Consider the following 16408-nt stretch of genomic DNA (forward strand, 5'->3'; position numbering starts at 1 on the left):
GTTATCTGTATAAAGTGAAATGTCCTACAAACTCTCTGTCATCTTTCGGGTCATTCAATTTAAGAACATACCAGTAATCTCCTGAAGGTAAATCAGCACCATTGTATCTACCATCCCATTTTTGACCGTAGTGGTACTTAACAATTACACGACCGTATCTGTCAAAGATTGAGAACTCAAGGTTGTTGTAAATATTCGTACAACCAGGACCCCATGTGGTATTGGTAACACCGGCTGGAGTAAAGTAATTATCAAGACAAACATCAACATAAATTGCAGGAACTGTTATTGTCACTGTACAACCGTTTTTGTCTCTTACTACAACCACATAATCTCCAGATTTGTAGATTTTGTATCTGTTTGAAGAGGTAAACGGTTCTCCGTTGAAGCTGTATTCATAAGCAGGAGCTCCACCGGCAGCAGTAACTGAAATGATATTCATTTCTGGTTTTCCTCCAGACACTGCAAGTGTCAACGGATCATATGCTTTGATGTCGAAACTAGCCGTTGGTACTTTACAACCATTTGAATGTATTGCTACAATATAGTGTCTTCCCGGAGCAACATTTGTAAAGATGTTACCTGGCTGACCCGGACCTACATCACTATCAAGTGAATAATATATTTCTGATAGATCTGTATTGCTCTTATCAACTGTAATGGTTACCATGTTTGTCTGTGCATTGTTGACACAATCGTAATTGATATCGTAAGTTGGGTCGAGGATTACTGCCTCAGGCATTCTGATTTCAACCTTACTAATACATCCGTTGCTATCTTTGATGAAAACATTATGTATACCTCCTACTTGATTGATATAATCTTTAGTAAGACCTGTTACCGGTATAAATGGTCCTTTGTCATTATCAAGACTTTCAAAATAAGGAGCGACTCCACCTTTTATCTGGATACTAAATGCTCCATCTTTATCACCTTTACAAATTTCAGGTAACATTGTGTTTGGAATTTCAGAAGCAATTAAAGGAGCTGGCTCTTTAACTTCAATAACATAAACATTGTTACATCCTAATACATCCTGAACAAGTACAGTATACGTTCCTGCCTCTAAACGATCGAAGTTTCCAGTTTCTACAAGCTGATCTAGGTGTGGAGAAATTGCATATTTAATTACTCCTGTACCACCAGAAGCAGTAACGTTAATTGCGCCATTTTTATCAGCAAAACATTTAACAGGTATTACATCATAACTAGACACCAAAGGATTCTGAGGTTCTGTTACTATTATTATAACCGAATCTGCTTTACAATCTCCACTTTTCACATGAACCGTATATGGACCATTTGCTACGTTAAGATCTGCAAAAATACCATCATTCTGATCAGGTCTGATTTCTACACCTGCACCATTTAATAATGAATATTGGTAATTACCTAAACCACCTGTTGCTTTTGCTACAATTATTGCAGTACTCTCACCTTTACAATTAACTGTTGGACTTGTTGAATCTAATTCAATCGCTAAAGGCTCAAGAGCTTCAACTGGTACCTCATTAGAAAGGATGCTCACACAACCTAATTTATCTTTTACAAAATAACGGTGTCTTCCTATATTCACAGAGAAAGTAACCGAAGAACTAAAACTGCCTAAATCATTAATACCATCTTCACTATAGGTATAAGGAGCTGTACCGCCTGTTGCAGACAATGTAAGTCTGGCATCAGTCAGACACGTAATTCCTGTTGCCAATACTAAACTTGGTTGTACGATAGCAGGGTCAGCAATAGTTATTGCCGTAGAAGCTTTTTCACAAGTAAATCCATCTCTAACGGTTACAGTGTAGACACCTGAACCTAAACCAGTGAAAGTATTCGTGGTTTGAGGTCCCCAGGAAACCACTTCTCCGTTAAAGACATAACTTAAAGTATAGTTATAATTACTTCCCTGACCACCTGTAGGAGCAGAAACAGTAATAATACCATCTTTACCACCAAAACAAGTTAGTACACTTGCATTAGCTGCCGCAGTAAATTTTATTGGAGTTGGCAAGTCTAATTTTACAACTTTTGTATCAATACATCCTTTAATATCTCTAACATTAATGGTGTAATCACCTTTTGGTAATTTATCAAAATAAAACTTATCAGAATAAGCACTATTTACCGGTCCTACTAATTCGAATTGGTAATCTCCAATCCATCCACCATTAGCACTTGCTGTAATAGTACCATCACTATCTCCCGCTGCACAAGTAATCTCAGTATGTTCTACAGTAAGCTCTAAGGCTGCTATAGGTTGTTCGATTACAAAGACAGTTTCTACAGTACATCCTATTGGATTAACCATTGTGGCTACGACTTTGTATTGACCTGCCGCAAGACCAGAAATTGTAAACGGACCTGCATCAAGTGTTGTTCCTGTCTTATGATAAGTACCACCATCAACACTATCAATAGTGTAGTTAAATGCGCTTGCATCATTTGATGGAGTAGGTTGATCATCAATAAATGTTAAATCTACTTTTCCGTTAGTAGCTCCATAACAAATTTGACCATTTGTTGCAACTGCCTGTATTCTAAATGTATTTGGGTTAAATACATTGTGATAATTACTAATAACACATCCTGTTGGACTTTCTACTGTAATCAGGTAATTACCTATTTCTAATCCTGCGAATAGTCCATCGCTATTAACAAGTGGCACAGGAATATTGTCTCCTGTAAGTGTGTACTTCAAAGGACCAGTGAATGTTCCAGTAGTACCAACATTAACTTGAAGTGTCTCTGGATGTGCACATGTAATTGGTGTAACAACAACAAAGCTAAGATCATCTAGAGTAGCAAAAGGTGATACCGTTAAAGGCACTGTTGTAACTCCTAAACAATTATTACTATCATACACATTTACTACATAATCACCACGTAAATAATCTGTTTGAGTATATGTTTTTAATGGTCCGTTTTGAACTGGAACACCATTTCTTATGAATTGATATCTCACAAAATCCATTGAACCACCTTCTACTTTATCAACTGTAATTACAGCTTTATTTGGAGTGTTTCCTGTTGTACAAGCAAATTGAGTATTACTTGCCGTTACAACAATAGCATCTGGCTCAGGTACAAAAATATCATCACTAAATTCGCAACCTCTTCCTGATTTTACTGTTACTCTATAAGTACCGGAACGTAAGTCATTAAATTCAGCAGAAGTTTGATCAATTATAGGAGTAATACCCATACCTGATATACTATACGTGTATGGCGGATTATCATTAGTAGCCGGAAGGCTTACCAAAATACTACCATCTTCATAAGTATTACATGAAGTTTTTCTAGCTGTTAACTTCATACCTATAATATCTGTTGCTAATGTGATTTCTTCTCTAATTTCTTTCTCACATCCTGTAACAATATCAATTACTTTAAAGAAATAAACTCCCGCAGCTAAATCTGTAAACACATTGTCTACTGTTTGGGGTCCACCATTTTTAGTATAAACATAACTGCTAGGGGTAGAAACTGTTCCTCCCTCTGCGAATAAAGTAATTTTCCCATCGGCATTTTTACATATTGGCAATTGAACCTCTGCACGCAATGTCAATGGCTTTAAAACCGTAACCGATGCAGGTGCTGTAACCGGGCATTGGTTTTTATCCCATACCCACACTTGATAATCTCCAGGAGTACTTACCTTCAGGATATTGCTATCTTGATAATTTACGCCATCTAAACTATATTGTAATTTCGCTAATCCTTCTGCAGTAACTTCAATTTCGTACTTGTTATCAGCAGGACATTGACTCAACACTTTTACATTTCTAATTATTGGCAAAGGATCTAATGATATATTTACTTGTTTAGACTGCGGACAACCATTAGCATCTTTTACATACACTACCCATGTATCGAAAAGAGGAAATATTTTATTAGTTACCACTTCTTTGATTGCTACTCCAGAATAATCGCCATCTGTAACAATTTGTCCTAAAGGTAAAATGGCAAACTGATATGGACGAGTCCCTCCCACAATAGAAGCCGGATCTACTGTAATAGTTCCTTTATTGTGACAATTCTGATTTACAGGTTTAATATCAACACCATTAATATCAAGTATCGCTGGTTGAGTAATAGTAACCGGATTTGACTCAACATCACATGATGGATAATCTGTCTGAGTCACTTTTACTATATAATTTAATCCTGCAGCTAATCCCGTAATAATATATGGATTATTCGTTGTTGCATTTATTCCAGTTCCGTTTGCTACAGAAACTCCTCCAAGAAGAACATCGTAGTTATAGTTACCTGTATAATCTTCAATGTTAATTGTGATTTTTCCATCACTTAGTCCGTTACAAGTCACCTGTGAAGATGCAGTAGCGAATACTTTCATGATGTTGTACAAAGGTACCTCATGAGTATTTGTAAGTATGGTACACAATGTATTGACATCTGTAATTTTAAATTGGTACGTATGTCCTGCCGGAGCTGGATAATTAAATGTATCTCCAGCCGTTATTGAGGTTGCCGGTGTACTATATAAACCTCCGTCGATAGCAACCTGATACTCAAAAGCACCAGTTCCACCCACAATATCAACCTTAATAGTTTCTATTCCTAAGTTAGGACAATCTGCAGCAATTAATAAAGCTGCTTTTGCCGACTTTAATACCGGGAACGGATTGATAATAATTTGCACATCGTCAACACAGCCGTTTTTATCTTTAACAGAATAAGTGAATGTCTGTGGTGCTATTGGAGCATCTACTGTAAACTCATTACTAGTATACCAACCACTTCCGTCGCTATACGTATAATCACTAACTGCGCCTGTACCTGAACCAGTTCCTCCTTCACCAGTTACGGTAACAATGGTTCTTTTAATTGCATTGGCAGGTTGCGTACATTCGAATTTAGCTGCTTCTGCTTTAGCTACTACAGCAATTGGAGCTGCTATAACTATATTAGGAGTAGTTGAAGGACAATCTTTTTCAGACTCTACTGTAACTTCATATGTACCTGCAATTAATCCTGTAAATAAACCTGAATCAGTCTTCACAGCAACAGTTCCTGCTGTAGGTGCAGTTCTGGTAAGTGTGTAAGTATACGGTGGATTATCTGTAACTCCCGTTAATGTTACCAAAATCTGACCATTAGATGAATCACCTTGTGCAGGTGTTGCAACACAATATGGTGAAGTTGGTACTGCAGTAAAATCGATCGCTTTTGGAGCAGTCATTTCTATCGCAGGAATATCATAAGAACATCCTTTTGTATCCGTAATCGTAAATTTATAAAATCCAGAAGCCGTAACTACATAATCTGTAAAACCAGGATCAGTAAATAGAAATGGACCAGCTGGTAATCCTGTGTCTTTAGTAACTGTATAACTATAAGCAGGATAACCGCCTACTGCTTCTAATCTAATTATACCGTCAGTATTAACTGTACAATAAAGTTCTTTTTGAATTGTTGATGAAGCAAATAGCTGACCGTTAATTTTAACTGGTACCGATACAATAGCTTTACAACCAAATTGATCTCTAACTGTAACATCGTAGTCACCAGGTCCAACATCAGTAAAAGTATTTCCTTGCCAAGTTTCGCCATTATCAATACTATATTCGTAAACAGGTGTATATGCTGGAGTACCCGGAGTAGTTGCATTAACCACTATCGTCGCCCCTTTACCAACACCTGTGCCAGTATAGCAATAAAGAGATGAAGCAGCTATTGTAGCTACCGGTTCTTTTGGAGTAAATAATTCGAATGTATCTGTTAATGTACAACCTTTAGCATCTTTTACAGAAAAATTGTAAACACCCACTTTTTTAAGACCTCCAAAAATACCATCAGTCTTAGTAGGCAAAATTGTTCCATCTGGATCTGTTAGGGTAAATAAATAACTTCCCCATCCTTTGTCAGCTGTAATAACAACTTTTCCATCTGTTGTACAACCTAATGGTGTCACTTTCTTATCAATCACTAAAAGCTCTGTTGGGGTTGCAATATTGAAATCAATAAACATCGAGCAATTCGTTGCATTATCAAGAACCGTAATTCTATGATCTCCAGGAGTCAGATTTGTTAATTCGATTTTACCATCTGTAGGTCCTGTAACAGCAGGATCCGTATCAAGTTTATACGTATAAGTGGCCGTACCAAAACCTGTTACCAAGAAACTTGCTTTTCCATTATCTGTACCAAAACAAGTAATATCTGTTAAAGATTGTCCCTCAATATTAATTTTAATAACATCATCAATTGTGTATTCTAAATCCTTATTACATCCTGTAGCTATATCTGTAACTCGGAACATATAGGTTCCCGGTGTTAAATCAGGGAATGATCCTGTAGTACTGGTAGTTATAATTGGAGATGGTGCAATAGTAGCGTAACTATATGTTGCTCCTGTTCTACCTGTTACATTTTCAATTTTTAAAATAATTTTTGAAACGTCACATGTTATTGGTCCTGATGGTGTAATATCAAAATTAGATGGTTTCACCAATTTAGGTATCAAAACTGATCCTATTGCATCTATACAACCATTAGCATCTCTAACTGCATAAGGAATATTTCTATCTGCATCTGCTGCATTAACGGTATAAATGTTTTTTAAATCGAAATCACTACCGTCAAAACTATATTCATATACTCCTGTACCACCTGTTGCAGATAGCTCTACTTTTGCAGGTTGTGCTGCATTTCCAGCACCACATGCAAATTGTGTTATTTTTGCCGGCTCTAATTTTAATAGTTCTGGTTCATCCAAAACTACAGGACCAGTAACTTCACATCCTAATGCATCTTTTATCGTATAGATAAATTCTCCAGCAGCTAATCCTGTAAACAAGCCTGTTGATTTTGTTACTGCAGGAGCTGGTATTGGCAAGGTACGTTCAAGTGTATAAGTATAAGCGCCTTTTCCTCCAACTGCCGATAATTCAATCGTACCTGTTCCGCCAATACATAACGGCATAATTGGCTTAACTGTTTCGACGATAGGAACATTAGGCTCAATAACTACAGGGTTAGTTTCTGTAATACAACCATTTGCATCCTTAATTTTGAAAGTATATGTTCCCGAATTTGCCGAAGTAACCGTATGAATAAAAGATGTTTGACCAACCCCTACAGATATATAAGTTGTTGGGTATGAACCTGTATCTTTTTTATATACATATTCAAAATCACCTGTACCCCCTGTTATTGTCACTTCAATTTCAGCATTCTCAACTGTTAACCCGTCTGTTGGGCAAGAAATTACTTTTTTTATCTCTGCTTTAGCACTTGGTGTTGGGTTAATTGTAATTTTATGCGTTACAGGGCAACCATTTTTATTTTGAACAATGATGGTTTGTAATCCTGAATTAAGACCTGTTGCAGCATAAGTATCTGTAAAGCTTTTAAAGTTTCCTCCGTTTACGCTTACAGAATATGGAGCCATAGTAGGAGTTGGATCTGTTACTGTAACATTTACAGTAAATGCACCATTGGCAGCACATTTATCTACCACAGCCAAATCAAATACCGGATCCGGATCTTTTACTAAATTAACTGTTGTGGTTGCAGGTTTTATACAACCATTGGCATCTTTAGCAAAAATATAATAAGTTCCTGCCACTTTATCAAATGTACCACTTGATTGCCATCCTGTATCTGCAGGCAATGGTGTAGTTGCAGATGTACTTGCAAAATAAGAATATGGGGCCGTACCATCTTTAGCCTCGGCAATAATAGAACCTAATGTATTACAGTTTTCATTTTTAAGTACTGAAGCCTTAACGGATAATTCTACTGATGATTCTTTAATTTCAAAAGTAGCAGAAGCAGATTTACAGCCATTAAAAGAACCAGTTCCCTTTTCTATAAACTTAATATAATAAGTTCCTGGTGATAAAAGTCCTGGTGAAGGAAGCGTAATTGTTCCAGGTGCAGCAATTGGCACAGATACAGACAAAGGAAGCGTTGTAGGATCAACCGGAAGCACTGGTGCAGGATAAACCTGAACGTTATTAAACGCACTGAATATAGCGTACTCTACCGTCGTCGTTGAAGAATCAAAATCAGAAAGTGAAAACTTAACACTTCCATCATTTAAACCTTTACAAGTCACATTATATGCAGTTACAACTGATTTCATAGGTGATGCCGGTTTGATTGGATCATCTGCAGCTTTAACATAATAACATTGAGTTGTCAAATCATGTACAACAAATGTATATATAACACCTGGGGTTAAATTTGTAAAAGTTTTATCATCAGGAAAACCAACATCTGAAGTATACCAAGTTGATGTATATGGAGCATCATTGGATTCTAATATCCCAAATCTATAATTATGGCTACCAACTGGTGAAACTACTGATATTTTTGCACTACCTCCATTGACACAATCAGAAGGTGTTAATGCAACATTAATAGTCAAATCTTCCGGTGGTGACGCAATTGTTTCCTTATGTGATAAATTACATCCATTAGCATCAACAACATTTACAGTATAGATACCATATTTAATAACCGTAAAAGTATGAGGTTCTCTTCCAGTCGCAACGTAAGGATTTCCAGCAATAACATCTCCAAAATTATTAGTAATATAATATTTGAATGGTGCAGTACCACCTGTTAGATTTTTAACCGTAATTTCTCCAAGGCTGGATCCTCCTGGATTATTACATGTAATATCAAGTTTACCCAATTCAAAAGCAATTGGAGCGATATCATCGATAGTGATAGTCTTCGTACCTGTACAACCTTTACCATCTGTAACTGTTATTAAATAGTCACCCGCAGACAAATCTGTAGTTTGAGTACCATAATCAAAAACCGTTGGGCCGGTTCTTTTTACATTAAATACAAACGGAGCAACACCTTTAGTATCGTTTATAACAATCTTGATCGCTGCATTTTCATCTCCGTGACATTTAATAGACTGTACCTCTGTTACACTTGTAATTACTGGCGCAACCGGAGTAGTTACTTTAACAGGAACAGATGTTTCTGCAGAACAGCCATCAGATGTAACCTTAAAGTAATAATCACCATTTGCTGTCGGATCAAATGTATTACCTGGAGCAGGAACAGTAGTATACGTCCCTGTACTTTCTAATTTGTATTCGTAAGAATAAGTTCCGTCACCACCTGTAGCTGACAAAGTTATATGTGCAGCTGTAGCTGTTGGAGGTGTTGTTGGACATGTAAGGTCTTTTATTATTACAGGATCAATCGTTAATTTATCATTAACAGTAATTGTTGTTGTTTTTTCACAATTGTGATCGTCTTTTATTCCTAAAGTATATGTCCCAGGGCCTGTAATTGTTTTTACAGGATTCGTATCATAAGTTCCGTCCAGACCATACAATTTTGTTGTTCCGTACACAGAACCTGTAATTGTTACTGTAAAATTTGTTCCAGAATAACATTGTGGAACAGTTATCTCATCAATTGTTGGCTCATCATCAGAATCAACTGTCACCGGAAGATCTTGTTTACAGTTTCCGTCTTTATTAACTACATAAGCAGTATACGTAATACCATCAATACTTGTATCTTTTGTAAAAAGACCAGAAGTTTGATAATCTGTAGGGAATGTAGGAACTGGATCTCCTGTTTTTACAACTGCATAATATAATACAGATCCTACGGCAGTAGCACTCACTTTAATCTCTGTCTTTTTATAAGAACAATAGATCTTTGAAGCTTCTGCTTTAAAAGCTGTAATAGCGACTGGCTCACTAAGTGTAACAAAATCGGTAGCAAAACATTCTGTTGCAGTATTTGTAACTGTAAATGTATACTTTTCTCCTCCTTTTAATCCAGTGTATGTAATAACATCTCCAGACACACTTGGTATAGTAGAAATTGTTCCAGAAATACTTCCTACTAAAGTATAGGTATAACCTCCAGTTCTGTTTCCTGATACTGTAAATTTAATTGAACCATTGCTTAATCCATTACAAGTTACATTGCTTACAATTGATCCAATTGTTTCGATACCAACGACGTCATCAATTTCATAATCTCCAATAATTGTGCATTTATTTGCATCTGTAACTTTAAAATAATAATGACCAGGTGTTAAGCCAGTAAATGTATACGTATTAGCATATACTGTTACAGTTGATGCTATTGGGCTTGTAATTTCGTATTGAAGCGGAAGCACACCTCCCGTTATATCTATTTTTAAACTTGTTTTATCATGATCTGTCTCACAAGTAATTGGAGCCGGTTTCTTAAATTCAATTTTTGTTGGCGAATCCAAAGCTTTAATCTCGACATCTATAGGAGCTGCCAAAGAACAGTTACTTGCATCAAATACCTGTACCGTTACAGTACCTGCCGTAGTGGTAGTATAAACATTTGATAGTACCGGAGGCATAACTCCATTGTAACTATATCTGTAAGGATTAGTACCTGGAAATGGTGTTCCGCCTGAAACTGTAACTGTAATCTTAGCTGGTTTTGCATTATTTGAGGCATCACACAATAACTCAGTAGTAACCTTAGGATCTACAGTTAAACCTAATAGTGGTTCCTTGATCTCAACCTCTTTAGCATCTGATTTACATTTTTTAGCATCTATCACATATATACTATATTTTCCAGCAGTTAAACCTTCAAATAAGTTCGTTGATTGCGTTACTTCTGTGGTCGCCGGAACAGTATTTAATACGTACTTATAGGTTCCTAAAGCAGGTGTAGTATAAACCGTTATACTACCTGTATTATCGCCCTTACATTTTACATCTACTAGATCTGTTGTAAAATCAGGTTTTACTGTTGGGTCTATTTTTTGTGAAACCACTACAGTACAACCTTTGCTATCTGTAATTTCAAAATAGTAAGTTCCTTCTAAAGCTGGATAAGTAAACTTAGTCTGGCCAATACCAACAGCTGTAGATGATCCTGTAAAAGGAGCTCCTGTAGTATTAACTTTATAGCTATAATCCGGATATCCATTAAAAATCGAAACTTCAATTTTTGCTTCAGGACTAGTAGGATCACAAGTTAAAGCTGCCTCTATTCTTGGAGTTGCTGATAAAGGTTTAGCAATTGTTTGTTTTGCTAAAACATCTGTACAACCAGTGACAATATCCCTAACTGTTATCGTATAATCACCAGGTACTAATCCAGAAAAAGTTCCAGAAGGCTGGTAATTACCCGTATTGAGTTTATACTCATAATTAGGATTTGGTTTTGGTGCTAATTTTGGAGTTGCTATTAAAGTTGCACCTGCACCGCCAGCACAATAACTCGATGTTACATCAATTTCTGCTGATGGTTTAACAAAATCATTAATTATAAAATTTTGATTTGTAACTACACAACCTCTTAAATCGGATACTGAAACACTGTATGTTCCGGGAGCCAAATCAATGAATTTATTATTAGTAACCTGAATTTTTGGTGTACCTGCCGGTAGTGGTGCTGTACGGGTTACAGTATACGTATATGTACCCCAACCACCTACTGCATTAATCACAGCTGTACCCTGATCTTTACAGGTAACATGAGTAAGATCCGGATCGTTTAGAGTCAAAGCAGCTGTTGGATTTAGTACTTTTACAATTTCTGTAATTGGACAATTTGTTGTAGAATTAGTCACCACAATCTTATGATCACCGGCTCCTAAACCTGTAATTACAATATCAAACGGACTTCCAGTTGATGTTTTTGTAACTACATCTTGTAAATCAACCTTGTAAGTATAATCAGTACCCGCATCAATTCCGGTCACTGCAAATGTAGCTGTACCATCTGTACTACCTGTAAAACAAGATACAGGAGTAGATTTACTGCCTACAGTAAAACTCTGAGGAAGTGGCACAAAATGCTTGTCCTGAACTTTACAATTATTTGCATCTTTTACCTCAAAAGTATATTCTACACCTGCAGCAAGATCTGTAAATGTATTATTAGCGCTAAAAGTACCCGCAGTTGGTAAAACCATTCTATATTCTAAACCACTAGTCAAAATAACCCCAGCAGCATTTTTTACATCTGTAATAGTTATTTTTGAAAGATTAGTTGGACACGTAACTGCCGAATGATCAATTTTCATTGATACCGGTTTATTCAACGCGCTTATTGTTCCAACCGTTATTGTTTTTGAACAAGCATTAGCATCTGAAATAATAACTTTGTATTCGCCTGCAACACTTAGATTACTAAAAGTTAAACCATCCTGTGGTCCCGCAACCGCTACATTATCTAATAATAATGTATATTTATATTGAGGTGTTCCTCCCTTAACTTCTGAAACGGTAATTGTAGCAGCATGATCACAAGTATATGCTGTGCTTATTTCTGCTTTTCCGGAAATATCTTCCGGCTGATAAATTTTAAATGAATATGATTTAGTACACTCATTACCATCTTTAACAATAAATGTATATTCAATTCCTGCAACTGAACCTTCTAAGCCATCGTAATGTGTTTTATCACCGAAACCTCCTGTACCATTAAACTCAAAAGTATAAGGTGCAACTCCTGTTAAACCTTTTAGGTCAACAGAACCATTTTTAGTTCCAAAGCAAGTTGCATTATTAGGCTTAGATTCTGCCGTAACTTGTATTTTGTCACTAACTTTTTGCGTAATTTTTATTGGGCATTTATTTTTATCGACAATATCAAAAGTATAAGTATCTGAAATGGTTGTAGTATACTCAAATGTCGTTGTTGTTGTATTTCCTGCTCCAACTTGAACTCCTAAACTATTTGTAACCGTATAATTAAATGGGCTTGTACCTCCGCTAATTGTAACCAGAATAGTCGCGGCTTCAGCTGCACCAGCCTTACAGCTTAATGTAGCTTTAATAGATGGTGTTGCTCCAAATACTGGGTTAATTGTTTGGCTTACTGCCTCAGTCGAGCAACCGTTTGCATCTACAATTACAAAATCATAATTTCCTTCTGCAAGAGCAACGTACGTAAAAGTTGGGCCATCAAAAGGAGCACTTAAATTACTATAAGCTCCTCTATCATGTCTTACCTTGTATTGAAACTTCCCTTTTCCACCAATAATTTTAACTGTAATAGTAGCTCCTGTATTTTTATTGAAACACAGATTTGAAGTTCCGTCAATTTTAGCCAATGGTGCTGTTGATCCACCTACTGTTAAAGCTGTTCCTAGTGTCCAAGGACATGAATTACCATCAGTTCCTGAAACGATATAAGATCCTGATGGGACATTAGTTAAAGTAGGTTTACCAGTTACAGGATCCTTAAAAAAAGTATACATCTTTCCGTTGACATTATTTACAAGTTTAAAGCTGTAAGGCAAAACGCCTCCCGTTGGTGTAAGCACAACTTTCCCTTCAAGATCATCACAATTTGCAGGCCAAGTCTCAGTAGTAACATCAAATTTTGTTGGTTCTGTAACTTCTGTTGGAATTAATTTATTACATGATTGTTGGTCTAAACTATAACGTACACGAACATCATAAGTTTTACCAACTAATTTACCCGGAACATTACTATTAGGAACTGTAACAGGCGAAACTTTAGAATTAAACCAGTTAGTACCGTCTATTGTATAATCGAATCCGTTAGTTGTATTAAAATTATAAGCATATATTTCAAATTTACCGCTGCTGTCTCCATTACAGACAACATCGCTAATTTTCTTTACTTCACCAGTAAATTCTTTATTTTCAGGTACTTCAAATTCGTTTTTAAAAACACTTCCACAAGATTCAGGAATTTGATAAACCGTAATATCGTCTAAAGTTAAGTCATTACCAAAATCAACAGCACTGTAAGATCTCACCACAAAATCTAAAGTAGTATAGGCTCCAGGATTTAAATTCATATTGTAGTTTTCCCACTTATTACTTTTGGGTACAACTCCTGTTTCCTGCGAAGCTACTAAAGTTTGAGTAGGCAATCCATAATCTGCAATTAACTGAATGGTAATATTAGGATCATCATTCCCGGAGTTTGCAGGAAGATTATTAATTAAATTGGCTACCCAAAATGAAATTTTCACATCCTGATTTGGAATTACATCATAAATAGGTTTTCTATAAATAATACCCCCAATACCTGCTACTCCACCGATATTAATTGCTAAAAATCTTCCTTGAGAATCACTACCTCCACTAGTATGGTCTCTCATATCTAACCAACTACCAAATCTTGGGTTAATTCTATTTGTTACTGCATACTCACCATCATTAATCTCTCTGTCCTTGTTACAAGGATAATTCGCAGGATGATTACCAGCTTGGTTTTCGAAGCAATATGCAGGATTAATTCCCGGAGATGTTGTTGGATTTCCTCTTCCGAAATCTTCTGTCAATAAATTACTGTATGTAGATACCTTTTGTAAATTATAAATTACTTTTATTACATGTTTACCACTTTTAATATTGGTAAAAACATTAGAAGGAATGTTGGTATTCTCTATATCATCTAATAAATAGGTATAGGTATAATTAACCCCCCCCGGATTAGTAGCTGTTGCTGTCATTGTAGCAGTACCATCACAGCTATATACTAACTCACTATATCTCACCTCTGGATCAGCAGGTTTAGGATCTATAATAATACCTGGCATCGGATAAATACAAGGAGTAGGAAGTGAAGAATCTTTTATATATAACGTATATGGATTACCCGGATTAGGAGCTTTGTAGGCTTCGTTTGATGTAATGTAGTTCTTTCCACCATCAAAACTATATGTATATGGAGGTGTTCCCCCTGAAGGATTTGTAATTCTAACCAATCCATCTGTTTTATTGGGTACACCACAACCAGATAATTTAGCAACACCAGCAGATGCTGTTAGAGCATTAGGCGCATCTAAAATGGTTACCACATTAGTATCTTCACACCAACTTGCATTATTTGTTAATCTATATCTAACTTTAACAGTATAAGAACCAGGAGCAAGATTATTATAAGTAACTCCTGTTGTACCAGAAGTATATGCAGCTCCATTTAAACTGTACCCCATTGAATAACCGTTCGCCTTGTTTACAGTTACCTTAATGGTACCTGTTGTTGTATTACAATTAGGGTTTGAAGGTGTAACTGTATAATCCGGTTTTGTGATATTGTTTCTGGTAGTCGAAGCAGTAGCTAGACAGCCATTAAAATCTTCTACACGAATATCATATTTTCCAGTCGTTGTTACTGTAACAATATTAGAGCCATTAAGAACAAAATCACCACCGTTTATACTTACATAATATTTGTAGGCAGCTGTTCCTCCAGATGCATTAATCTGAATATTTGGAGTATCGCAACCTGACGAATTAGTAGGATCTGTTAAGGTCACCAACAATTTAGATGGTGCAGGATTTATTTTAAGATTAGCCCCTGTTGAATTAAACGGAGCACAAGGAGTATTGTTTATGGCAACTTCTACTCTGTAATCGTTTGCAGGATCTAAATTATTAAAAGGATATTCAGGAGCTGATATTGGTCCAACTTGTGTTTGTAAAGTATTACCTCTATAAAGTCTGTAATAATATTTAAGCCCAAGATCTGATGTTCTTGCAAGGATACTTCCTTTATCAGTATCACATTTTGGATGTGTTATATTAGTTGAAACAGAAACGCCTGCCGAAGTAATAGCAACATTCTTGACTTTAAAAACACAAGTTCCTGGTACGTTTTTTAATCTTATAAAAACATTGTATGTTTTTGCAGCTGTAATATTCGAAAAAATACTGCTATCCTGCCATCCTGTTGTAGGTGTATTGGTACCCGGATCTATCGCATATTCATATCCTGTACCAAATCCTTTAACTGTAATAGTACCAGGAATTATACAACTATTAGCACCACCCGTAATAATATTAGTCTTCGAGATATTTGTTGGATCAATATCACTTGTATAAACATTAAAATAAAAAGTAAATACTGTTTTATCAGGATATGTTATAACTAATTTAAACTCGCCAGCAGTGTTAGCAGAAAAAGTTTGACCTGTTGATAAATATTGCCATCCACATGCACTAGACTGATTGGCACAATTTACATTAGCAAAAGGAGTACATCCAGATGATAATCTCGACCATACAACAGTAGCCGTTGTAGGCGAAATACCTGTATCAATTAATCTTGGATCATTTGTACCACATAAAAATAATTTAGGAAGCTGATCACCATTATTAGGACAAATCGAAATAGTTCCTGCATACTCTCCTTGAGCATACTTAAGCACTGGATTCTGAATAATTGGAGCGGCTGCCTTTTCAGCAATTGGATCCACATTGGTCTCTAAACCATAAGGATTTTCTAACTGATTATTTGCTTTTAAGAATATATTCTCATTCAAGTTTTTGGGAAACTTGGAGTTATATGCGATTCCGTTTTGCGAGTAGGAAGCAAAATTGAACAACATGGCTAAAACAAAAATCAGCATTCTTAAAATAGTAGGTTTTTTCATAATCTTTTTTTGTTTACTTACATCTTATTTACTAAGGGGCGTTAGTGA

At 35.9% G+C, this 16408-nt stretch carries 1 protein-coding gene; it reads right to left on the reverse strand.

Going from position 1 to position 16408, the window contains the following annotated elements:
* Position 1: 1 nt before the first annotated feature.
* Positions 2–16360 carry a T9SS type B sorting domain-containing protein gene (locus NJT12_RS14930; RefSeq protein ID WP_271336714.1) on the reverse strand — a complete coding sequence of 5453 codons (16359 nt, stop codon included), beginning with the start codon at positions 16358–16360 and terminating at the stop codon, positions 2–4.
* Positions 16361–16408: the final 48 nt, after the last annotated feature.

It is taken from the genome of Flavobacterium azizsancarii (assembly GCF_027980145.1).
Taxonomy (GTDB): domain Bacteria; phylum Bacteroidota; class Bacteroidia; order Flavobacteriales; family Flavobacteriaceae; genus Flavobacterium; species Flavobacterium azizsancarii.